Origin of the sequence: Mesorhizobium sp. WSM4884, from assembly GCF_029625675.1 — a bacterium.
Classification (GTDB): Bacteria; Pseudomonadota; Alphaproteobacteria; order Rhizobiales; family Rhizobiaceae; genus Mesorhizobium.
Window position 1 is genome coordinate 1 of the sequence record NZ_JARTVO010000036.1, and the last position, 22,254, is coordinate 22,254.

23 protein-coding genes and 1 pseudogene are annotated in these 22,254 nt (G+C 65.5%); 12 read left to right on the forward strand and 12 right to left on the reverse strand.

Translation table 11 applies throughout. The features are described 5' to 3' along the window. Positions 1-299: 299 nt before the first annotated feature. The 3 genes and pseudogenes from P9236_RS29790 to P9236_RS29800 form a co-directional block, all read right to left on the reverse strand. Positions 300-992, reverse strand: coding sequence for a thioredoxin family protein (locus P9236_RS29790; RefSeq protein ID WP_278078124.1), 693 nt, complete (start codon positions 990-992; stop codon positions 300-302). 86 nt (positions 993-1,078) lie between these two features. Beyond that, positions 1,079-1,273 (reverse strand): annotated as a pseudogene (locus P9236_RS29795) (hypothetical protein); the annotation flags it as partial. Between the two features lie 141 nt (positions 1,274-1,414). Next, positions 1,415-2,164, reverse strand: a complete 750-nt coding sequence (locus P9236_RS29800) for a DUF899 family protein (protein ID WP_278078125.1) — start codon at positions 2,162-2,164, stop codon at positions 1,415-1,417. A 123-nt stretch (positions 2,165-2,287) separates the two neighbouring features. Here P9236_RS29800 and P9236_RS29805 point away from each other — a divergent pair, with 123 nt between their 5' ends. Together P9236_RS29805 and P9236_RS29810 are read left to right on the forward strand one after the other, a co-directional pair. Next, the gene (locus P9236_RS29805) at positions 2,288-3,508 is read left to right on the forward strand and encodes a helix-turn-helix domain-containing protein (RefSeq protein ID WP_278078126.1); all 1,221 of its coding nucleotides are present in this window, start codon (positions 2,288-2,290) and stop codon (positions 3,506-3,508) included. A 31-nt stretch (positions 3,509-3,539) separates the two neighbouring features. Beyond that, positions 3,540-4,163 carry a DUF5074 domain-containing protein gene (locus tag P9236_RS29810; RefSeq protein WP_278078127.1) on the forward strand — a complete coding sequence of 208 codons (624 nt, stop codon included), beginning with the start codon at positions 3,540-3,542 and terminating at the stop codon, positions 4,161-4,163. 48 nt (positions 4,164-4,211) lie between these two features. Here P9236_RS29810 and P9236_RS29815 read toward each other — a convergent pair whose 3' ends face one another. The 3 genes from P9236_RS29815 to P9236_RS29825 all read right to left on the reverse strand — a co-directional run bounded on the left by P9236_RS29815 (position 4,212) and on the right by P9236_RS29825 (position 7,388). After that, entirely contained in the window at positions 4,212-5,300 is a 1,089-nt protein-coding gene (locus tag P9236_RS29815; protein WP_278078128.1) for an acyltransferase family protein, read from the reverse strand. 103 nt (positions 5,301-5,403) lie between these two features. Beyond that, entirely contained in the window at positions 5,404-6,660 is a 1,257-nt protein-coding gene (locus P9236_RS29820; protein ID WP_278078129.1) for an MFS transporter, read from the reverse strand. Further along, positions 6,657-7,388, reverse strand: a complete 732-nt coding sequence (locus P9236_RS29825; RefSeq protein ID WP_278078130.1) for an MBL fold metallo-hydrolase — start codon at positions 7,386-7,388, stop codon at positions 6,657-6,659. The genes P9236_RS29820 and P9236_RS29825 overlap by 4 nt, the downstream gene beginning before the upstream one ends. A gap of 111 nt (positions 7,389-7,499) precedes the next feature. Between P9236_RS29825 and P9236_RS29830 the strand changes: the two genes are divergently transcribed. After that, on the forward strand, positions 7,500-8,165 hold the full coding sequence (locus P9236_RS29830; RefSeq protein ID WP_278078131.1) for a metalloregulator ArsR/SmtB family transcription factor: 666 nt from the start codon (positions 7,500-7,502) through the stop codon (positions 8,163-8,165). On the opposite strand, the gene P9236_RS29835 is transcribed toward P9236_RS29830, so the two are convergent. Further along, positions 8,166-10,154 carry a BTAD domain-containing putative transcriptional regulator gene (locus P9236_RS29835; RefSeq protein WP_278078132.1) on the reverse strand — a complete coding sequence of 663 codons (1,989 nt, stop codon included), beginning with the start codon at positions 10,152-10,154 and terminating at the stop codon, positions 8,166-8,168. It abuts the gene before it with no gap. A 170-nt stretch (positions 10,155-10,324) separates the two neighbouring features. On the opposite strand from P9236_RS29835, the gene P9236_RS29840 reads away from it, so the two are divergent. Next, positions 10,325-10,573 carry a DUF1127 domain-containing protein gene (locus tag P9236_RS29840; protein WP_278078133.1) on the forward strand — a complete coding sequence of 83 codons (249 nt, stop codon included), beginning with the start codon at positions 10,325-10,327 and terminating at the stop codon, positions 10,571-10,573. A gap of 155 nt (positions 10,574-10,728) precedes the next feature. On the opposite strand, the gene P9236_RS29845 is transcribed toward P9236_RS29840, so the two are convergent. Further along, positions 10,729-11,658 (reverse strand): LysR family transcriptional regulator, encoded by a 930-nt coding sequence (locus P9236_RS29845; RefSeq protein ID WP_278078134.1) that lies wholly within the window; start codon positions 11,656-11,658, stop codon positions 10,729-10,731. 116 nt (positions 11,659-11,774) lie between these two features. Here P9236_RS29845 and P9236_RS29850 point away from each other — a divergent pair, with 116 nt between their 5' ends. After that, positions 11,775-12,224, forward strand: coding sequence for a cupin domain-containing protein (locus P9236_RS29850; protein WP_278078135.1), 450 nt, complete (start codon positions 11,775-11,777; stop codon positions 12,222-12,224). A 217-nt stretch (positions 12,225-12,441) separates the two neighbouring features. Here P9236_RS29850 and P9236_RS29855 read toward each other — a convergent pair whose 3' ends face one another. Beyond that, entirely contained in the window at positions 12,442-13,302 is an 861-nt protein-coding gene (locus P9236_RS29855) for an alpha/beta hydrolase (RefSeq protein ID WP_278078136.1), read from the reverse strand. Between the two features lie 75 nt (positions 13,303-13,377). After that, positions 13,378-13,926, reverse strand: coding sequence for a carboxymuconolactone decarboxylase family protein (locus P9236_RS29860; protein WP_278078137.1), 549 nt, complete (start codon positions 13,924-13,926; stop codon positions 13,378-13,380). Between the two features lie 121 nt (positions 13,927-14,047). Here P9236_RS29860 and P9236_RS29865 point away from each other — a divergent pair, with 121 nt between their 5' ends. Next, complete coding sequence (locus P9236_RS29865) at positions 14,048-14,977, forward strand: LysR family transcriptional regulator (protein ID WP_278078138.1); 930 nt, start codon at positions 14,048-14,050, stop codon at positions 14,975-14,977. A 304-nt stretch (positions 14,978-15,281) separates the two neighbouring features. Here P9236_RS29865 and efp read toward each other — a convergent pair whose 3' ends face one another. Beyond that, on the reverse strand, positions 15,282-15,851 hold the full coding sequence (efp, locus tag P9236_RS29870) for an elongation factor P (RefSeq protein ID WP_071099241.1): 570 nt from the start codon (positions 15,849-15,851) through the stop codon (positions 15,282-15,284). Positions 15,852-15,980: 129 nt separating this feature from the next. Between efp and epmA the strand changes: the two genes are divergently transcribed. Beyond that, on the forward strand, positions 15,981-17,027 hold the full coding sequence (gene epmA / locus P9236_RS29875) for an EF-P lysine aminoacylase EpmA (RefSeq protein ID WP_278078139.1): 1,047 nt from the start codon (positions 15,981-15,983) through the stop codon (positions 17,025-17,027). An 18-nt stretch (positions 17,028-17,045) separates the two neighbouring features. On the opposite strand, the gene P9236_RS29880 is transcribed toward epmA, so the two are convergent. After that, a complete protein-coding gene (locus tag P9236_RS29880; protein ID WP_278078140.1) occupies positions 17,046-17,462 on the reverse strand; it encodes a VOC family protein in 417 nt (138 codons plus the stop codon). A 225-nt stretch (positions 17,463-17,687) separates the two neighbouring features. Here P9236_RS29880 and P9236_RS29885 point away from each other — a divergent pair, with 225 nt between their 5' ends. The 5 genes from P9236_RS29885 (at position 17,688) to waaA (ending at position 22,243) form a co-directional block, all read left to right on the forward strand. Beyond that, a complete protein-coding gene (locus P9236_RS29885) occupies positions 17,688-19,031 on the forward strand; it encodes a TldD/PmbA family protein (RefSeq protein ID WP_278078141.1) in 1,344 nt (447 codons plus the stop codon). A 10-nt stretch (positions 19,032-19,041) separates the two neighbouring features. Further along, positions 19,042-19,827, forward strand: coding sequence for a 3'(2'),5'-bisphosphate nucleotidase CysQ (locus P9236_RS29890; RefSeq protein WP_278078156.1), 786 nt, complete (start codon positions 19,042-19,044; stop codon positions 19,825-19,827). Positions 19,828-19,902: 75 nt separating this feature from the next. Then, positions 19,903-20,148, forward strand: a complete 246-nt coding sequence (locus P9236_RS29895; protein ID WP_278078142.1) for a DUF4170 domain-containing protein — start codon at positions 19,903-19,905, stop codon at positions 20,146-20,148. A 5-nt stretch (positions 20,149-20,153) separates the two neighbouring features. Beyond that, the gene (locus tag P9236_RS29900) at positions 20,154-20,930 is read left to right on the forward strand and encodes a lysophospholipid acyltransferase family protein (RefSeq protein ID WP_278078157.1); all 777 of its coding nucleotides are present in this window, start codon (positions 20,154-20,156) and stop codon (positions 20,928-20,930) included. Next, complete coding sequence (gene waaA / locus P9236_RS29905) at positions 20,927-22,243, forward strand: lipid IV(A) 3-deoxy-D-manno-octulosonic acid transferase (protein ID WP_278078143.1); 1,317 nt, start codon at positions 20,927-20,929, stop codon at positions 22,241-22,243. Before P9236_RS29900 ends, waaA begins: the two co-directional genes overlap by 4 nt. The last annotated feature ends 11 nt before the right edge of the window (positions 22,244-22,254 follow it).

Below are 22,254 nucleotides of genomic sequence, written 5' to 3' on the forward strand. Positions count from 1 at the left end.
CCCAGCCAGCATCTTGAATCTGATTTGCAGACCCTTGGGAATCCCCTTCGATTCAAGCCAAAATCATCCCGCTCTAGGTTGGTAGCCAGGCGCATATCGGCGCTTGGATGTTGATCTTCTTCGGTCTCAGGCGGGCAGCGCCACCGTCCTCGGGGATGAATTCCACACCGGCCAACGAGGCCGGCACGTGGTTTCGCGGAGCCTTCCGCTTGGCCCCAGCGGACGCCGCCAGCCAGGCGCGAAGGCACACGGCGGCCGTCGGCGTTACATCGGCCCGCTCCTTGGGGCTCCTGGGGTGTCTACTCGTAGCGATCGTGACGGCGCACCCAGTCCATTCCCTCGGCTTCGTTGCGGCCCTTCGGAGCGAGATCGAGCATATTGTAGGTGCCCATCATCACCTCAACGCCGCGCCCGTAGGTGGAGTAGGTGCGGAAGATATTCCCCGCCTCGTCCTTGAAAAAGGCGCTGACGCCGGGCCATTCCTCGCCAGTCTCCGACCACTCGCCGAAATTATAGTCGATGTGCCTACTGGCGATTACCTCGGGTGTGAAGCTGACGCGGAAATCGTAGTTGAAGTCGTCGCCGAAGGACGACACCCATTTGAACTGCCAGCCCATGCGTTTGCGGTAGCGCTCGATCTCGGCGAGCGGCGCGCGCGAGACGGCGATCATGGTGACGTCGTGGTTCGCCAGATGCATGTTCATGCCGTCGGTGTGATCGGCCATGAAGGAGCAACTCCGGCAGCCTTCCTTCCATCCCGGCGCGAACATGAAATGTTGCACCAGGAGTTGCGATCGGCCGTCGAAGAGGTCGGCGAGCGAGCATGGGCCATCCAGCGTGTCGAACACGTATTCCTTGTCGATGCGCACCCATGGCAGGGCGAGTCGCTCCCGGGCGACCTTGTCGCGAAGGCGAGTGAGTTCCTTCTCCGCTTTCAGGAGGTCCCGGCGGGCGGTTAGCCAGTCATCGCGTGAAACAACAGCGTGTCGCATTGTCAGTCTCCTTCAGTCTGGAGGTTCAGTGCTGCGGTGAAAGAAGCTCATTGGTGGACGTTTCTCGCGCCATTCCGCTGCTTCGCCTAACCCCGCCTCGCAGCCAGCCGCAGCCAGGGCGCGAGGTGAAAGGCGGCCATCAGCAGATACATCGGCACCATGCCGCTGAGCGCGGACGTTCCGGGGCCGGACATGCACATCATGTCATGGCCGTCATGGGCCGCGGTGAGCAGCGCCATGGCCGCGAAGGTCGGCGCCGCTGCGAGGCACAGCCAGTCGGCGAGGCCGAAGGTCAGGCTGGTCGGGCGAGGCGCGATGTCGGGATTGTCGATGCTCATCTTTTCCACCTTTCGACGTGGCAGGATTCTTTGGGAAAGATCGGCTCCGGCGGCGCGGGCGACGCCGCCGGAGTCGCTTCACGCTCAGGCGTTCTTGTTGCGGAACGCCGCTTCGCCGGCATCCGACACCTCGACCCATCTCTGGTCGGGGGCGGCGCCTTCCTCGTAGTTGTCGTGCCAGTTCCACCACTTGTAGGTCTGGGTCTGCGGATAGCCCTTGGGCGAGTCTTCCCACACCTCCTGGCGGCCGAGCGGCGTGACGTCGAGATAGCTCCAAACCGTGCCGAACGCCTCGTCGCCGCGGTTGTTGACGAAATAGGTGCGGTAGATGCGGTCGCCGTCGTGGATGAAGACGTTGTGGCCATGCCATTGGTCGACGCCGAAATCCTTATCCCAGCTGTCGGTGATGGTGTACCAGGGCATCTTCCAGTCCATCCGCTTCTTCAGCCGCTGAATGTCCCACTGCGGCGCACGCGAGGCATAGGCAAGCGTCGTGTCGCGGGCGTTGAGATGCGCGAGGTTGCCGACCATGTCGGCGCCGAGCGAGCAGCCGCGGCAGGCGTGCTCCGGCCAGCCGTAGACACCCGGCTCGAAGAAGGCGCGGTAGATGATGAGCTGCCGGCGGCCTTCGAACAGGTCGAGCAGGCTCGCTTTGCCGTTCGGGCCTTCGAACACATAGTCCTTCTCGACGAGCATCCACGGCATGCGGCGGCGTTCGGCGGCTAAAGCGTCGCGGGCGCGGGTGAGGGCTTTTTCCTTCACCAGCATCTCGTCATACGCGCCTTCCCAGGCTTCTGGCGAAACGACCGGTGGTGTGTGCATTTGCTGGGTCATTGCTCTTGTCCCGTTCTTTCGGTTGGTTGAGGGTGACGCGGACAGACATAGGCCGGACGGCGTGATGGTGAGAGTTACAAGTGTGACGCGATTTGATCCGGCGACCCCTAAGGCGAGCATTGCATGGACTCGCTGATCAATGCCGCCGGACGCGCGCTTGCCGCGGGCGATCCGCTCGGCGCCTTGAAACGCGTCGCGCTGCGCGACGACGCGCCGGCGCTGGCGCTGCGCGGCATCGCGATGGCGCAGCTTGGCGACTTCGCCAAGGCCAAGGCGCTGCTGAAGAGCGCGGCCCGCGCCTTCAGCCCGAAAGAGGCGGTGGCGCGGGCCCGCTGTGTGGTCGCCGAGGCCGAGATCGCCCTCGTCTCTCGCGACCTCGGCTGGCCGGAGAAGGCGTTGCGAACCGCGCGTACGACGCTTCAGGCGCATGGCGATAGGGTCAACGCCGCTTATGCCGGCAGCCTCGAGGCGCGTCGGCTGATCCTGATCGGCCGTCTCGACGAGGCCGAGCGTCTGCTTGCCGGCTTCGATCCGGCGCCGCTGCCGCCGGTCGCGCGCGTCGCGCATGAGCTCGCGGCGGCGGGCATCGCGGTCAGGCGTTTGCGGACGAAAGCTGCGCGCGCCGCGCTCGGCCGGGCGGCGCTTGCGGCCTACGAAGCCAACATCCCGGCGCTGAGGGCGGAGGTCGAAACCGCGTCGCTGGTGCTGAACACGCCCGTCGCGCGGCTCATATCGAAGGGCTTGGAAAAGCCGCTCCAACTCGACGAGGTCGAAGCGCTGCTCGCATCCGGCGCGCTCGTCATCGACGCCTGCCGCAATGTCGTGCGGCAGGCCGATACGGCGGTCTCGCTGGCGACGCGGCCCGTGCTGTTTGCATTGGCGCGCACGCTTGCCGAAGCGTGGCCCGCGGATGCGCCGCGGGAGGTGCTGCTGAGGCGCGCCTTCAGGGCCAGGCACGCGGACGAATCGCATCGCGCTCGGCTCAGGGTCGAGATGGGACGGCTGCGCGCTGAACTCATCGAGCAGGCTGAAATCAACGCGACCGCGGCCGGCTTTGCGCTGGCGCCGCTGGAGGCCGCCGAAGTCGTGGTGCTCGCTCCGCCTGTCGAGGAGGAGCATGGGGCAGTGCTCGCCTTCCTGGCCGACGGCGAGTCGTGGTCGAGCTCGGCGCTGGCGATCGCGCTCGGCGCCAGCCCGCGCACCGTGCAGCGCGCGCTGGAAGAGCTTTCGACGGCAAACAAAGTGCAAGCGGTCGGGCGCGGCAGGGCGCGCCGCTGGATGACGCCGCCGATGACTGCATTCCCGACTGTCTTGTTACTCCCGGGTCCGCTGCCGAGCGACTAGTCTGCTGCCATTGTTCAGATGGAGATCGAAAATGAAACGAGCCGCCGCCGAGATCCTGCGGGAATATGGACCCTTTCCGGACGCCGAGCGCATCAACGGCGTCACCTATGACGGCAAGAACGTCTGGTTCGCCACCGGCGACAAGCTGAAGGCGCTTGATCCGGACAGCGGCGCGATCGTGCGATCGATCGACGTCGCCTCGCATGCGGGGACCGCCTTCGACGGCGAGCACCTCTACCAGATCGGCGAGGACCGCATCCACAAGGTCGATCCGAAAACCGGCAAGGTCGTCGCCACCATCCCGGCTCCCGGCAATGGTGGTGACTCGGGCATGGCCTGGGCCGAAGGGTCGCTCTGGGTCGGCGAATACAGGGCGCACAAGATCCACCAGATCGATCCCGAAACGGGCAAGGTGATCCGTACCATCGAATCGAAACGCGTCGTCACCGGCGTCACCTGGGTCGACGGCGAGCTCTGGCACGCCACCTGGGAAGGCGAGGAGGGCGACCTCTTGCGCATCGATCCCGAGACGGGCGACGTGCTGCAGGAGGTGGCGATGCCCTCCGGCGTGTCGGGACTGGAATCCGACGGTGGCGGCTGCTTCTTCTGCGGTGGCGGCAGCAGCGGCAAGATCAGGGCCGTGCGCCGGCCGTGACATGGCCGGCAGGTGGCCGGCAGGACTGCGCCGACGAACCAGGCGGCGTCAGGCCGCCTCGCGCGCCGGCCGCGCAACCCCCTTGTTCGAGATATGGCCGGCAGCCGGCCTGTCGATATGCGCCCATGCCGGCCGCTCGAACAGGAAGTTTCCGAAACCGGTGCGCTTGACGATGAAATAGAGAACGACCGGGCTGATGGTCGAAACGAGCAGCACCGCGAGGCTGAGCCAGCCCGTATCGGTCAGAAGGCCGCTCGCAAGCGCCGCGCCGCGGAAGATCGACATCGGGATGGTGAAGGCGACATAGACGACCAGCGAATGCTCGCCGAGCCACCGCAGCCATTCCATCGCGGCGAATTTCGACAGGAAGCCGCCGGCGACGCAGAGCGCCACCGCGCCGGCGACGGCGAGGACAAGATGCAGCGGCGGCCATGCCGCCAGGCCCATCTGCATGCCGACCGGCTGAACGGCATAACCCGGCGAATAGACGAGCAGGCCGTTGACGACCGCCCACACGGCCAGGCCCGCGACGGCGACGGCCGGGCGCGCTTGCGTCCACTCGACGAGCCGAAACACCAGCGGCGCCACGGCGAAGCCGAGATAGAAGAACACGAAATAGGCCGTGAACTGCTGCAGCGCATAGCTGTCCGGCTTCGGCGCCCACATCTGCAGCCCGGCGGCAGCCGCAATGACGATCCAGTGCGGCGCGCCGAGTTCGCGCAAGATGCGTGCGACGAGGCCGAACATCGCCAGCATGTAGATGAACCACAGCACGCCATAGGGCTGGACGACGGCCATTGCGAGATCGTGCAGCATGCCGGCCGGATCGCGGCTGAAGATGCCGATCTTCAACCCGATCGAGATGATCGCCCACAACACGTAGAAATAGAGATAATGGACGACGCGCCGGTCGATATAGCGCCGCCACGGCCGCTCGATCACCTGCGACAGGAACAGGCCGGAAATCAGAAAAAACTCCGGCATCCGGAACGGCGTCGCAAAGCCGATGACATAATGGAGGAAGCCGACGCCGCCGGTATATTCGCCGGTGTTGTAGGCCGAGTACATCATCACCACCAGGATGATCGAAAGACCCTTTGCCGTGTCCACCCACGGCATGCGTGTCGAGTTGTTCATGAACGACCCCGAGAAAGGCACCCGGCGCCATAGTACCGGAAGGGTGCTTCCCTGGCAGCACGAAGCTTCGGATATCGTAAACGCGGATTTTCCTTGCGGCGGGCTAGCCGTCGCCACGTGCCGGGGTTGATGCTGTCTTCTCCCGCATCGCCAGCGCCACGATCGCGCCCGACAGGAAGGTCAGCGCCGCAATCGCTGCGATCGCCGCGACGAAGCCGAAAAAGTCGGCGATGAGGCCCGCCGACAGCGCTCCGATCGCGTAGCCGAGGTCGCGCCAGAAGCGGTAAACGCTGAGCGAGCGCGCCCGCCATGAGGGGTGCGCAGCGTCCGACACCGCCGCGATCAGACTGGGATAGACCATCGCCGTGCCGAGGCCGAGCAAAAGGCTCGCCAGCAGCCACCAGCCGAAATCGCGCGTCATGGCGGTAAGCAGGAGCCCCGCCGCCTGCACCCACATGCCCGCGACGATCAGGCCCTTGCGGCCCCAGCGGTCGCTCAATGGTCCGGTTGCGACCTGGAGGACGCCCCAAACCGCAGGATAGACCGCCTTGAGCATGCCGATTCGCTCGACGCCCACCCCATTGGCGACGAAGAACAGGGGAAAAAGGCCCCAGCTCATGCCGTCGTTCAAATTGTTCACCAAGCCGGCCTGCGAGGCCGCGAACAGGTTGCGGTCGCCAAACGAGGTCAGCATGAAGATCTCGCGGAAGCCGAGTGGCGAAGCGGCTTTCGGATGGTTGGCCAGTTCCAGCCGCACATGCTCGCGCGTGTCCCGCACCAAAAGGATCGACAGCGCGGCGCCAAGGATCACATAGCCGACGCCGAGATAGATCGGCACCGGGCGCAGCCCGTAGCGGCTCGCCAGATAGCCGGTGAGGAACGCGGTGACCCCGACGGCCAGGTAGCCTGCGAACTCGTTGAGGCCGACCGCAAGCCCGCGCGATTTCGGCCCCACGAGGTCGACCTTCATGATGACGGTCATCGACCAGGCGAGCCCCTGGTTGATGCCGAGCAGCGCATTGGCGGCGACGATCCAGCCCCAGCTCGGCGCCCAGATGATGATGAAGGGCACCGGCAGGCCGAACAGCCAGCCGAGGATCAGCACCCGCTTGCGGCCCCACGTATCTGCAAGTTGGCCGGAGACGAGGTTGGCGCAGGCCTTGACCACGCCGAAGCTGACGATGAAGGAGGTGACGAGCGTCGTGGAGGCGACGCCGAATTCCTCCGCGCCGATCAGCGGCACCACGGTCCGCTCGATGCCGACCATGCCGCCGACGAAGGCATTGATCAGCACCAGGAGCGCGAACTGCTTCCAGTTGGCCTTGAGGCCGAGCGCGACGCCGGGCGCGGCTGCGCTCAAGATCTCGCCCCGGCGTTCGCGGCCCGGGTGCGGGCGGCGTCCGGCGGCGGGGAAGGGATGTCGGCGGTCATGGCGGCGACGAACTGATCCTCGTCCTCGATGCGGAAGGCCTTGTTGAAGCGCCGCTCGAAGCCGATGGTCGATGTCGGCTTGCCGCTCAGCGAGCGGCCGCAGACCGAGCCGGAATAGGCGCCCGGCAGCACTTCGATGTGGTCGGGCAATTCCTTCAGCCGGCGCACGCTGGCATAGAGCGCGCGCGCCCCATCCTCGGCGCTGGATGCAAGTTCGGTGCGGCCGAGATCGCCGACCATCAGTGTGTGTCCGGTGAGCACGAACCAGGGCTCGGCCGACCGCGTCCGGTCGGTGACCAAAAGACTTAGATGCTCCGGCGTGTGGCCCGGTGTATGCATGACGGTCGCCGTCACATTGCCGAGCTCGAGCACCTCGCCGTCCTTCACGCGGCGGAACGGGAAGCCTGCCTCGGCGCCTTCGAACAGCACGTATGCGGCGCCGGTCGCTTCGGCGAGCGCCCGTCCGGCCGAGATGTGGTCGGCATGGATATGGGTGTCGACGACATAGAGGATGCGCATGCCGGTCGCGCGCGCCGCCTCGAGATAAGGCGCAATGTCGCCGACCGGATCGACGACGGCCGCCGAAGCCTTGCCGCCGCAGCCGAACAGATAGGAGGCGGCAACCGGGTCGGTATGCAGGAACTGCCTGAGAATCATCGCTTTTCCTCCGAACGGCCGACTGCGTGGGGTGGACTGCCGGCTTGACAGCAATGGTCGAAAGCGTCATTCAATTATTTAATTGAATGACGATGCGTCGCTGAAAGGACGATGTCAATCCGCAATCCGAAACAGGCGCTCTACGAGCAGTTCGCGATCGTCGCCAAGGCGCTCGGCCACCCGCTGCGCCTGGAAATGATCGAGCATCTCGCACAAGGGGCGCGCAGCGTCGAGGCTCTCGCCGGGAAGCTCGGCCAGCCGATAGCCAACGTCTCCCAGCATCTGCAGGCACTGCGTCGAGCCGGCATCGTCTCGGCCGTACGCGATGGCAAGTTCGTCCGCTATGCGCTTGCGGATGAGAGCGTGCTTTCCGCCTTTGCGTCTGTGCGCGCCGTTGCCGAGCGGCATCTCGCTGAAGTCGACCGCATCGTGCGCGGCTATTTCGAGGCGCGAGACGGCATGCGGCCCGTCGGGCGCGAGGAACTCCAGGCGCTGATGCGCGATGGGCTGGTGACGCTGATCGATGTCCGCCCGCCGGACGAGTTCGCACTTGGTCATGTGCCCGGTGCGATCAATGTCCCACTCGGCGAAATCAAGGTCTGGTCCCAAAGCGCCGATACGAGCCGGGAAATCGTCGCCTACTGCCGCGGTCCCTGGTGCGTGATGTCCTTCGAGGCGGTGGCCGCGTTGCGCTCGCACGGCCATTCCGCGCGTCGTCTCGAGGACGGAATGCCCGAGTGGAAGGCGGCCGGCCTGCCGGTGGAAATAACCGCCTGATCAGCGCTCGGGAAGCCCCGCCTGCTTCAAGGCTTCGACCACCCGGTCTGCCCATTCCGGGGTGTTGCGGAAGACAGGCAGCGACCGGTATCGCTCGATCGTGAAGCCCGGCTGGGCGGCGAGCAGCTTCTGCGAGGCCCAGCGGGCGGTCTCCATGTCGCCGCTCATCGCTGCCCAGGCGGTGAGGTACCGATAGGACATGATTATGTCGGGATGGGCGGCGATCACCTCGCGGGCGATCGCGACGGCCTGGGTGAGAGAACCTGTCTTGGCCATGGCGGTGGCCATTCCCAGTCTCATGTTGAATGCGAAAGGATCCATCGGGCTCAGCATCATCGCCCGCTGGAACCGTTCCGGCGCGTGGGCTGCGTCGTCCTTGTAAATCGCGATCCAGCCATGGCGTGCCCATGCCCAAGCATTGTTCGGATCGAGCTTGAGCGCCTTTTCGATGAAGGTGGCGGCGCGCTCTTGGTCGCCGCACATGCTCAATGCCGAGCCGGCGGCGGCCAGAGCGGTAGGATCGTCGCCGATCGAGCCCGCGGCCTCGACCGCCGCGCGCGCCCTTTCCAACTCGCTTTGCGGTTGCTCGGCCCACAGATATGCGGCATTCGAGGCGTGGCACCAAGCCAGGAGCGCGTGGGCACGGCCATAGGCCGGATCGACCGCGATCGCCTTCTTGAGCAGCTCTATGGCCTGGTCGTTGGTGTCCTTGCGGCGGCCCCAAATGTTCGGATAGGCGCGCATGACGAAATCATAGGCCCGCAGGCTGGTCGGCGGCTTGCGCTTGGCCAGCTCGATCTCGGCACCGCGGATGGCTGGATGGATGGCGCCAGCTACCTGCGCAGCGATCCTGTCCTGGAACTCGAAAACGTCCTCGACTGCGCCCTCGTAGCGCTCGGACCATAGCTGCGCCCGCGTCTCGGCATCGACCAGCTGCACGGAAATGCGCAGCCGGTCGCCGCCCCGCCGAACCGTGCCTTCGACCACATAGTTGACGCCGAGTTCCCTGCCGACCTCGCGCACGTCGACGAAGCGTCCCTTGTAGGTGAAGGCGGACTGGCGCGCGATGACGAAGAAGTCCCGGATTCGCGAAAGTGCGGCGGTGATCTCCTCGACGACGCCGTCGGCGAAATACTCGTCGTCCGCTCCGCCGAGATTGTCGAAGGCCATCACCGCCACCGAGGGCTGGTCATGCTGCCTGGCCGCCGCCGTGGAGATAGGCTGATGCGGCTCGTGCGCCGACGAGGACAGCCGATTTCCACCGCGTGTTTGCAGCGCCGCCGCCAATGCGTTGGTCTGTGCCTCGGGCTCGACGTCCAGGTGCTTCCTCAGCAGCGCGCGGCAGGATTCGAACTGGCGCAGGGCCGCGTTTTCGTGGCCCCTGGCGGCGTGGACCCGCATCAATGCCCGATGTGCCGCCTCCGCGGTCGGATCCGAGGCGAGCAGCCTTTCGGCGAGCCGCTCGCAGGCCGCGTCATCCTCGGTTTCGGCTTCAGGCAGCGCGAGGCTCAGGCGTTCCACCAGTTGCAGCGCTTTCTGCCGGTACCGGACCTGATGCGGACCGAACCATTCATCCAGACCGTTCGGAATGGCTTCGCCCGCAAGCACGTCACCACGATAGAGCTCGGCGGCGAAGGCGAGGTCCGCCGCGCCGCCTTCGGCGAACTTGCGCTCGAAGAGCCAGATATCCGCTTCGTCCGGGCCGGCCGTCAGCGCTACCGCTTCTTGATCTCCCTCGACGGAAATGGCCGCACTGCCGGCGGCAGGAAACCATCGTCGGATATCCGCAAGAGCCTGGCGCAGGCTGTTGCGCGACTGCGCGTCGCCTCGTCCCGGCCAAAACCCTTCGGCAAGCCGTTCGCGGTGGTGGCCGCGGCGCCCCGCCAGGACGAGAGCGGCAAAGAGAAGCCCGGATTTGCGCATCGCGAAGTGGACGGGCTGGCCATCTGCGGAAGTCACCTCGAGACCGCCAAGCAACCGGATGCGCACGACTGCCCTCCGAATTTCGAACGCACCGGCACAATAGCATCTTCGCTGGTTGATTTAACGCGGATTTAACGGCGATCCGATGGCCTTTCCTCGACGGTTCACGCTTGGCTGAACAAGCGCAAATCGCCTCCGTGACACGCTCCGGCATTAGTCTGGAACGGGAGAGCGAAATGGCTCACACGGAAACTCACGCGAAGACCCGCGCATCGAACCAGCGGCTACTCGGAGCAACGTCGAAAAGCGTGGCGGCAGCGCTCGCTGCCTTCACGGCCTGGCGGCGGGCCGTTGCAGGACGCAGGGCGTTGGCAGACCTGACGCCCCATGAGTTGAGGGACATCGGTTGTCTGGAACGCTCTGCGCCGAAGTTCGTCGTCAGGGTCGGGGTCGGCCTCATGACGGACCTGATATCCATGAGATGAGGCGGATCCAGATCAACGTATGCGCGACGCAGCGTCCCGACGCCGGTTTCGGCATCGGCGTCGGAAGTGGGTTGCGAGGGCTCGAGGCGCCGTGCCGGCAGGATCGAACCTGCCACGACATCGACAAGCTGGTATATTCCTCGACGCTTTCTAGCCTACGGCTCGAACGAAGCGACCGCCACGAGCTGCTCGCGCAGCCAGGCATTGCCGGCGTCGCGGTCCAATCGGCGATGCCAGTACATTGTGACGTCCATCGCCGGCGATTCCATGGGCGGCATGAAAATATCCAGTTCGAGGTGCTCGGCCACCAGGCGCGCAAAGTGAACCGGGATGCTGCCGAGCAGATCGCTGTTCGCCACGGCAAGCGCAACGGCCTGGAAATGCGGAACGGTGATGGCGACCTTGCGCGACAGGCCGAGCTTCTGGAGCGCCGGATCGATGGTACCGGACCTGCTTCCGTCGGCCGAGCGCAACACCTGCGGGATGGCGCAGAAAACGTCGGCTGGAAGGGCCGCCCCTGGCCGGATCTCGCTTGCGCTGATCAAGGGATGCCCGCGCCGAGCGATGCAGACAAGCCAGGAACGGAACAGCCTCTGGCTGGCGATCCACTCCGGGGTCTCCAACGCCCTGTCCAGGACGATGTCGGCCTTACCGTCGCTCAGCAGGCCGAAAACGTCGGCCGATGGGTAGTCCATCATCTGGAGGACGATCGAAGGCGCGGTCGGCGTGACCCTCGCCGCCAGCTTCGGCATCAGCAATGTCGAGAAATAGTCCGAGCCAATCAGCATGAAGGATCGCGTCGACGTCCTGGGGTCAAAGGCAGCGCTTGCCGCAAGGGCCTCTTCGATCTGCACCAGCGCCTGGCGCACCGGTTCCTTCAGCTGGAGCGCGCGCGGTGTCGGCATCATGCGGTTGCCGTCGCGCACGAAAAGCTCGTCACCGAGGATGGCGCGCAGGCGCCCGAGCGCCGAGCTGACCGCCGGCTGCGACAGGCCGACCCGTTCGCCGGCACGTACCGTGCTCAGCTCCAGCATCATGGCATCGAATACGCGCAGCAGGTTGAGATCGAACGCGGCTAAATTCACGGCGCCAATATCCCGAATACGATCATTCGATTTCCGCCAGTCGGATCATTGCCCTAACGATGCAAACGGCGCTGCAGCACCGAACCTAGCTGACCGCACATGGAAAGGGAAACGCGATGAACATCGCCACAGGCTCGGCGCGCGCCGTCAAATGGATGGACACGGTCTACAGGATCAATGTCGGCAGATACCAGAGCGGCGGCATCGTCGGTGTCTTCGAATCGACCGTGCCTTCGCGGGGCGGCCCGCCGGTTCACGTGCACCACAATGAGGACGAGGTGATCCATGTGATCGAAGGGGAATACGAATTCTGGCTCGATGGTCAGGTCATGGCGGTGCGGCCAGGCGCGTCGATCTTCCTGCCCCGCGGCGCGCCGCACACGTTCCGCGTCGTGAGTGCCGGGCCGGGCCGCAATCTTACGATCCTGACGCCGGGCGGGCTGGAGGAATTCTTCGTAGAGGCGGCCGCGCGCGAACTGCGCATTCCTAACCAAATAGCGGAAGTGGCGGAACTTGCAGGCCGCTATGGGATCGAGTTCCGTGGACCGGCCAAGTGGGTCGACTAGGGCCTGTTGATATTCGGTTGAGGCCGGTCTGCAAACGACGGTTTCCCGCGCTTCCGGCCTTTGCCGGCCGAAGCGTTAATTACAGCGCAGTGTCCCGGTGGTGTGGCTGCTGAAACTCCGATCCCCTCATTCCTTCGCGCGGGTCCAACTGCGTGCAAGGGGGCGGTCATCAGTGAACAGGAGAAGTCCGGCCGCACGCGGCGCCGGGACCACCGCATCAGCCGACGTGCTTGGCGAGAAACTCGCGCATGGCTGCCCCGATCTCGCGGGCGTGGGTCTCCAGTGCGAAGTGACCGCTGTCGACGAAACGAACGTCGGCCGATGGCACGTCCCGCTTGAACGCCTCGGCGCCAGCCGGAATGAAGAACGGATCCTTCTCACCCCAGATGGCCAGGACGGGCGGCTGATACTGGCGCAGATAGGCCTGAATCGTGTCGTAGAGCGCGACGTTGGACTGATAGTCGAGCAAGAGGTCGAGCTGGATCTCGTCGTTGCCCGGCCGCGACAGATAGAAGTCATCCAGATTCCGGCCGTCGGGCGAGATCAGGCTGGGGTCTGCAACGCCGTGGGTATACTGGAACAGCGTCGTCTGCGGGGTCAGGAAACCGCGCAGGGCGTCGCGGTTGGCCTGGGTAGGCTCTTTCCAGTAAGCCTGGACCGGCGCGAACGCGTCCGAAACGCCCTCCAGATATGTGTTGCCGTTCTGCGTGACGATCGCGGTGATCCGGTCGGGGTCTTTCACCGCCAGCCGGAAGCCGATCGGCGCGCCATAGTCGAACACGTACAACGCGAACTTGTCGATACCGATCACTTCCGTGAAGCGGCCGATCACGTTCGAGAGGTTTTCGAACTTGTAAGCGAACTGATCGCGCGCCGGCTGCTCGGTCATACCGAAGCCCGGAAGATCGGGTGCCACGACATGATAACGGCCCGCTAGCTCTGGGATCAGATCCCTGAACATGTGGCTCGCGCTTGGGAAGCCGTGGAGCAGAAGCAGGGTTGGGCGGCCGGCGTCGCCGGCTTCCCGGTAGAAGACATTGAGGCCGTCTACGTCGACGGTCCTGAACTGAACGTACATGGAGGTCTCCTTCGTCGAAGGCATCCGGTCCATTGACAGCCCGGATGTCTTCGCCGGTGGTTGGTTTCGGGGAAATCAGGCCGCTTTGCGGGCCGCGACACGTGGAAAGTCGATCTCGGTACCGAAGGCTACGTTGATCGTGTTGGTGAAGACGTTGAGCGCCACATGCGCAATGATCTCGACCAGTTCGGCGTTCGAATAGCCGGCGCGCTTGACCGCATCGATGTCGATGTCGCCAACGTGTCCGCGCTCCCGCACGAGCTTGGCGGCGAAGCGCACGGCTGCGGCCGCCGTGACATCGTTCGACGCTCCGTTGCGGTTGGCGGCGATCTCCGCGTCGTCCAGCTTCGCGAGGTTGCTGGCGAGGTAGGTGTGTGCCGACAGGCAATAGTCGCAGCCATTCAGCTCGGCGACGGCCAACGCGATACGCTCACGCGTCGGCGCAGGCAGCGCGCCTTTGCCGAGAGCGCCGGAGAAGGCGAGATAAGCCTCCAGCGCCGCTGGGCTGTTGGCAATGATCCGGAACAGGTTCGGCACCGTGCCGAGTTGCTTCTTGACGCCGGCGAGCAGCGGCTGCGCCGCGCCGGGCGTCTCTTCCAATGTGGGGGTGGGAATGCGGGACATGATTTTCACTCCTTGGGGGAAGGCGCCCAATTGGCGTTTCGAGGAGCGTAAGTATTCCCTTCCGAAAAATGGTAGAAGACACTATCTTTGAAAGCTAGACTTCGGCAATACGAGAGGGAAAATGGATCGATTTGAGGCGATGCGCACCCTTGTCGCTGCGGTCGACGGCGGCAGTCTGTCTGCCGCGTCCCGAATGTTGAGCATTCCGCTACCGACCGTCAGCCGCAGAGTGGCGGACCTCGAAGCGCTCCTCGGATCGCAATTGGTGGTGCGAACCAGCCGCAAGCTCCTGCCGACCGAGGCTGGTGCGGCCTATGTCGCCTCGGCGCGCCGTGTACTGGAAGAATTGGCTGAGGCTGAACGGGCGGCAGCCGGCGAATACCGCACGCCGCGTGGTGAGCTTCTGGTCACTGCGCCGATCATGTTTGGCAAGATGCACGTCGCGCCAATCGTCCATGAGTTTCTCAGTGCCTACCCTGAGGTCACGGTTCGTCTTGTCCTGTCCGACAAGGTTATGGATTTGGCCGAGTCCCACATCGATGTCGCGGTCAGGATAGGGAAGCTGCCAGACAGCGCACTGCTTGCACGCCGCGTCGGCGAGGTGCGGTGGGTGACCTGCGCGAGTTCTGCTTATCTGGAGCGACGCGGCGTGCCCGTCTCTCCGAACGAGTTGCCGGATCATGAGTGCATCGCCTTCGAGGGGCTCGAACCTTGGCGGGATTGGTCCTTCGCCAGTGCCAATGGCGAGAAGACAGTCATCATCCGCCCGCGATATTCGGTAAATACGGCGGACGCGGTGATCGCCGGCGCTGTCGCTGGCCTGGGGATCGCTTGTGTCATGTCGTACCAGGCGGCTGAGAGCATCCGTGCGGGCGCACTCCGCTCGATCCTTGATGCGTGGGCGCCGGCGTCAATGCCCGTACAGATCGTGCACGCCGCCCGGCAGCATCAGCCGCTCAAGTTGCGGGCTTTTCTCGAGTTCGTCGCGCCGCGCCTGCAGCGGCGTTTGGATTCGATTGGAAAGGTGTTTCAAGCGGAAAGAGCAGGATGAGCCAGACGGATTTCAAAGCGTTAAGGCGCGATACCTGCGGGCGGCAAACTGGACGGCGAGGAAGGACCAATGACTGACATGGGGCGCAACATTGCCGTTCCTTGCGCGAGACCGATCGGATACGGATCAAGGCCACCTTGGCCGGTGGAGGACTGGTGCCGGCGGTGGGCTCGCCTGATCGCAGGCGAGCCGTGATAAAGCTGCCGTAAGCCCCCAGGAAAGGTGTGAGCGGCTTTCCGTCCGGAATCGCGCAAAAAACAAAGAGATAGAGCGGTTCGCCGTTTTCGTGAAACAGTGAAACGCTCTAGTCTTTCGCGCGCTCGACATAGGAGCCGTCGGCGGTCATCACCACCACGCGCGTGCCGGCGGTGATGTGCGGCGGGACGGCCGTGCGCACGCCGTTGGAAAGCACGGCTGGCTTGTAGGACGAAGACGCCGTCTGGCCCTTGGTGACCGGCTCGGTGTCGACCACTTCGAAGACGGCGCGCTGCGGCAGCGTCAGCGAGATCGGCACGCCGTTGAACTGCGCCAGTTGCACGGCCATGCCTTCCTGCAGGTAGGGGGCCATGTCGCCGACCACGCCTTCCGAGGCCACGACCTGGTCGTAGCTTTCCGGATTCATGAAATGGAAGCCTTCGCCGTCGGAATAGAGGAAAGTATGCTCGCGCTCCTCGACATAGGCGCGCTCGACCATCTCGGTCGTGCGGTAGCGCTCCGAAACCTTCACCCCGTCGCCGATGCGGCGCATGTCGAGCTGCGTCACCGGCGTGCCCTTGCCAGGGTGGATGTTTTCGGCAAAGAGGATGACATAGAGCTTGCCGTCCTTATCGACGACGTTGCCTTTGCGTAAGGAACTGGCGATGACCTTGACCACGGTATTCGATCCCATTCGAGTTTTTCGGCCGGCAAGCGTCGATTGCCACGAGGCGGCGACGGCGGCCATCGCGTGCGCCCTAGCGCATCTTGCGCCGAACCGCCAGCCTTCCACGCGATTTTCCTGCCCATGACCGCCGCTTCGCCCTGGTGGATGCCGCATATTCATGCCGATCGCCGGCCAAGGCTGATGGCGCGCAACGCCATCGCGAATGCCCTGCGCGGCTGGTTCGCGGAGCGCGATTTCGTCGAGGTGACGACGGCCGCACTGCAGGTCTCGCCTGGAAACGAGGCGCATCTTGCGGCCTTCGCCACCGAGGCGGTCGCGCCCGACGCGTCGCGCCAGCCGCTCTATCTTCACACCTCGCCGGAATTCGCGTGCAAGAAGCTGCTTGCCGCCGGTGAGAAGCGCATCTTCAGCCTCGGCGCGGTCTGGCGCAACCGCGAGCGCGGCCCGCTGCACCACCCCGAATTCACCATGCTCGAATGGTACCGCGTCGGCGATGCAGTTGAGAGCCTGATGGCCGACTGCGCCGAATTCCTGGCGCTCGCCGCTGAAAAGGCCGGCGCCAAAAGCTTCCGCTTTCGCGGCCGCGAGGCCGATCCTTTCGCCGAGCCGGAGCGGCTGAGCGTGGCCGAAGCCTTCCTGGCATATGCCGGCATCGACCTGCTGGCGACTGTCGCGGCAGACGGCAGCACCGATCGCGACGCGCTCCACGCGGCGCTAGTCCGTGCCGGTTTGCGCACGGCGCCCGACGACAACTGGGCCGACCTGTTCAGCCGGGTGATGGTGGAAAAGGTCGAGCCGGCGCTGGGGCAGGGGCGGGCGACGATCCTCTACGGCTATCCGGTGTCCGAAGCCGCCCTTGCCCGGCCGAGCGCTGCGGACCCTCGCGTTGCAGAGCGCTTCGAGCTTTATTGCTGCGGCGTGGAGCTCGCCAACGCTTTCGGCGAGCTCACCGACCCGGCCGAGCAGCGCCGCCGCTTCGTCGCCGAGATGGACGAGAAGGAGCGCGTCTATGGCGAGCGCTATCCGCTCGACGAGGATTTTCTCGCCGCCCTTGCCGTGATGCCTGAGGCCAGCGGCTCGGCGCTGGGATTCGACCGGCTGGTGATGCTGGCGACGGGAGCGACCCGAATCGAGGATGTGATCTGGGCGCCGGTGGCGGAGTCCTGATTGCCTGCCGCATCGTGCTTAGTGCGCGAACACCTGCTCCAGAGAGCGGAATCCCTTGAATTCCAGGGCATTGCCCGAAGGATCGCGGATGAACAGCGTCGCCTGCTCGCCGGGCTCGCCCTTGAAGCGCACCATCGGCCGTTCCAGCCAGTCTATGTCGGAGCGGGCTTCCAGCCGCGCGGCAAGCCGCTCCCATTCGTCCATTAGAAGCACCGCGCCGAAATGCGGGATCGGCACCGCCACACCGTCGACCTTGCCGTCACGCGCCGCCTCCGTCGCCTGCGGCCGCAAATGCGCCGACATCTGGTGGCCATAGAGGTCGAAATCGACCCAGGTGGCGGACGAGCGGCCGATCGCGCAGCCCAGCACCTCGCCATAGAAAGCGCGGGTTTCGTCGAGATCACGGACCGGGAAGGCGAGGTGGAAAGGCGTCATGCGAGAACTCCGGACAGGCAAGGGTGCCGCGGGCGGCTGTGTCTGCCGCTTTGGGGCGATTTGGTCGCGGCATCCTGATTGGCCTTCGCCCATTGCACAAGCGCCCATTGCACAAGCGGGTATGGAACAATAGATGGTGCATCAGCATCCTATTGGCACGTCAGCACCCAGACGGTGCTGCAGCGTCTGCCCTCCAGGACAGCTTGAACAGACAGGACCAAACGCATGACCGACACGCTGGACGCAGCGAAACTGACCGACCGCGTGGCGGCGCTTGTCGAGGCGGCCAAACGCGCCGGAGCGGACGCCGCCGACGCGGTCGCGGTGCGAGGCCGTTCGGCCGGCGTGTCGGTGCGGCTGGGCAAGGTCGAAGGCACCGAATCGTCGGAAAGCGAGGATGTCTCGCTGCGCGTCTTCGTCGGCCAGCGCGTGGCGAGCGTTTCCGCCACCGCTGCCTCCGACCCGAAGGCGCTCGCCGAGCGCGCCGTCGCCATGGCGAAAGTCTCGCCCGAGGATCCTTACCAAGGCCTCGCCGATCCGGCGCTGCTTGCCCGCAACTTGCGCGATCTCGACCTCTTCGATCCGACCGAGGTGTCGGCCGATCAGTTGAAGGAAGCGGCGCTTGCGGCGGAGGCGGCGGCCCTTGCCGTCAAGGGCGTCACCAATTCCGCCGGCAGCGGCGCCAGCGCCGGGCTCGGCGGCCTGGTGCTCGCCACCTCGCATGGCTTCCTCGGCCAGTATGTCGCCTCGCGCTTCTCGCGATCGACCAGCGTCATTGCCGGCGAGGGCACGGCGATGGAGCGCGACTATGAATTTTCCTCCCGCCAGCATTTCGCCGATCTCGACGCGCCGGAAGACATCGGTCGCAAGGCCGGTGAACGCACGGTGCGCCGCCTCGGCGCCCGCAAGGCGGCGACCGGCCCGGTCGATGTCGTGTTCGATCCGCGCGTGGCGCGCGGCATTGCCGGCCATCTCGCCGGCGCCATCAACGGCGCCGCGGTGGCGCGCAAGACCAGCTTCCTGCGCGACATGATGGGAAGGCAGGTAGCCGCGGCCGCGATCACCGTCACCGACGAGCCGCTGCGGCGTCGCGGCCAGGCCTCGCGCCCCTTCGATGGTGAAGGCGTCGAAGGCGAGAAGCTTTTGATGGTCGACAAGGGCGTGCTCAACCACTGGTTTCTGTCGACCTCGGCCGCGCGCGAGCTCGGCCTCGTCACCAACGGTCGCGGTTCGCGCAGCGGCTCTTCGGTCTCGCCGTCCTCGACCAATCTCGCCATCGAGCCCGGCGAGCGCACGCCGGAGGAGTTGATCGCCTCGCTGAAGCGCGGCTTCTACGTCACCGAGGTCTTCGGCCAGGGCGTCGACATGGTGACCGGCGAGTACAGCCGCGGTGCCTCCGGCTTCTGGATCGAGAACGGCGCGCTCGCCTATCCGGTGGCCGAGGTGACGATTGCTTCGAACCTGAAGACCATGTTCCTCAACATGGTGCCGGCAAGCGACCTCGATCGCAATTTCGGCACTGCGGCGCCGACACTTTTGATCGAGGGGATGACCCTTGCCGGTGCTTGACCAGCTTGCCATGAGCGAGGCGCGCGACGACCTTGCATTGCTGCGCGACGCCGCCCGCGAAGCCGGGGCGATCGCGATGCGCTATTTCGGCAACAACCCGCAGGTGTGGATGAAGGGCGGCACCTCGCCGGTCAGCGAGGCCGACCATGCCGCGGACGCCTATCTGCGCGAGACCCTGCTCAAAGCGCGGCCGGATTACGGCTGGCTGTCGGAGGAGACCGCCGACGATCATGCCAGGCTTTCGGCCCGCCGCACCTTCGTCGTCGACCCGATCGATGGCACGCGGGGCTTTCTCGACGGCCTGCATTCCTGGTGCGTCAGCGTCGCCGTGGTCGAGGACGGCCGCTCGCTGGCCGGCGTGCTCGAATGCCCGGCCAAGGACGAAACCTACTGGGCGCTGCCCGGCGAGGGTGCTTTTCTCAATGGCGAGCGCATCCATGCGCGCGCCCCGGGCGAGACCGTTGATATAGGCGGGCCCAAGCCACTGGTCGACCGCATGCCCGAGGCCTGGCAGGGCCGGATGCGCCGTATAGCCTATATCCCTTCTCTCGCCTACCGGCTGGCGATGATCGCCAACGGCAAGATCGACGCGACCTTCGTCAAGCCCAATGCGCATGATTGGGACATCGCCGCCGCCGACCTCATCCTCGCCGAGGCGGGCGGCGCCTTGCTCGACCGCGGCGGACAGCCGCCGCGTTACGCCGGCAAGGTTATCAACCACGGCGCGCTCGCCGCCGGCAGCGGCGAACTGCTGGACGTCCTTGCCGGCGTCATCGCCGGAACTGACGAAGGGTGAGTCGGCCCACAGTTCCAAAATCGACCGCTTTGGTCTAAACGTTTCACAAAACTCATGAATCTGCGAAGGATCGGCATGGCCGTGGAAGACGGAAAGAAGCAGCTTTTGCACCTGGTGTTCGGCGGCGAGCTGAAAAAGCTGGGTGGAACCGAGTTTCGGGACCTGGATGCGCTCGACATCGTCGGCATCTACCCCGACTATCAATCCGCGCACGCCGCATGGAAGGCGAAGGCGCAGGCCAGCGTCGACAATGCCCATATGCGCTATTTCGTTGTTCACCTGCATCGGTTGCTCGACCCAGAGACGAAGGCAACCGGTTGACATCTATGGAGCATGAAGCGGTGAAAGGGGCGGCCGGGCGCGCCGCCAGGCGAGGCGGGACGCGCACGTTGTGGCGCCGCATCCGCGAGCCGCTCGCCCAGTCGCGATTCGTCAAGAATTTCATCGCCAGCCTGTTCGCCTGGTTCGTGCGCCTGATTCGCATCACCAGCCCGCTGGTCAAGGGATCGACGCAGGTTGCCGGCGGTGCCTATGCGCATCTCGAGCCCGGCATCATCGCGCTGTGGCATGGCCAGCATCTGCTGACGCCCGCCTACTATCCCAAGGGCCGGCCGCTGGTCGCCATGGTTTCGCGCAGCGCCGATGCCGAGCTCAACGCGCTGATGATCGAGAAATTCGGCATCGAGGCGGTGCGCGGCTCGGGCGGCCGCGACAGTTCGAGGCATCTCGACAAAGGTGGAGCCAAAGCCTTGATCGCGCTAAAGAAATCGCTGGTCGCCGGCAAGAACGTCGCCATGATCGCCGACATTCCGCACGGCACGCCGCGCGACGCCGGGCTAGGCATCGTGCTGCTGGCCAGGCTGTCCGGCCGGCCTATCCTGCCTTCGGCAATCGCCACCAGCCGCCGCAAGGTGCTGGAAAAAAGCTGGGACAAGACAGCCATCAACCTGCCTTTCGGCCGCTCCGCGGTCATCGTCGGAACACCCGTCTTCGTGCCGGCCGACGCCGACGACGCCGAGATGGAGCGCAAGCGCCAGGAGGTCACTGCCTCGCTCAATGCAGCGACCGCCGAGGCCTACCGCCTCGTGGACGGCGCCAAATGAGCGAGCGCTGGGCGCGTGCTGCCCTGACGGCCTACCGCTATGCGGGGGCCGTCGCCTATCCTCTGATCGGGCCCTATGTCGCCTGGCGCGCCTCGCGCGGCAAGGAAGATCGCGTCCGCCGCCGCGAGCGCTACGGCGTCGCCGGCCGGCCGCGCCCGGAAGGCCCGGTGATCTGGATCCATGCCGCCAGCGTCGGCGAGACGATCGCCGTCGTGCCGCTGGTCGAATGCATCCTCGACTATGGCGTCAACGTCGTGCTGACGACCGGCACCGTGACCTCGGCGAAGGTCGCCGACGAGCGGCTCGGCAGCCGCATCATCCACCAGTATGTGCCGCTCGACCTCAAGCCCGCGGTCAGCCGCTTCCTCGATCACTGGCAGCCGGAACTGGCCATCATCGCCGAATCGGAGATCTGGCCGATGACCATCCTGGAGCTTGGCGCGCGCAACGTGCCGCAGGTCCTGGTCAACGGCCGGCTGTCGGACCGTTCCTTCCGGTCGTGGAAGAAGCGCTCCAGCGTCGCCGAGGCGCTGTTCGAGAACCTTGCCCATGTCGTTGCCCAGTCCGATGTCGACGGTGAGCGTTTCCGGGCACTGGGCGCCCGTCCCGTCACCGTCTCCGGCAATCTCAAGGTGGACACCAACCCGCCGCCGGTCGACGAGCGGGCGCTGGCGACGCTGCAGCGTCAGATCGGCGGGCGGCCGACCTGGGCGGCGATCTCGACCCATGACGGCGAGGAGGTCGTCGCGGCGGAAGTTCATGCGACCTTGCACAAGCGCCACCATGGCCTCTTGACCATCGTCGTGCCGCGCCATCCCGACCGCGCCGACGCGCTTGCCGCGCAGATTTCCGGCATGGGACTGACGGTGGCGAGGCGCAGCAAGGGCGACCGTATCTCGCCCGACGCCGATATCCTGCTCGGCGACACCATCGGCGAGATGGGGCTCTATCTCAGGCTGACCGAGATCGCCTTCGTCGGCCGCTCGCTGACCTCGCAAGGCGGCCAGAATCCGCTGGAGCCGGCGATGCTCGATACGGCCGTGCTTGCCGGCCGCAACGTGCAGAACTTTCGCGAAACCTATCAACGCCTGCTCGACCGCGGCGGCGCCAAGCTGGTGCGCGACCGCGACATGCTGGCCGGAGCCGTCAATTTCCTTTTGACCAATGAAGCCGCACGCCACGAGATGATGGCGGCGGGCGCCGCGACCGTCGACGAGATGCGCGGCGCGCTCGCCCGCACGCTGAAATCGCTCGAGCCCTACATCCAGCCGCTGGTCGTCAAGGCGCGCCTGAAAGGCGCCAACGGGCGTTAGCGCATGACCCC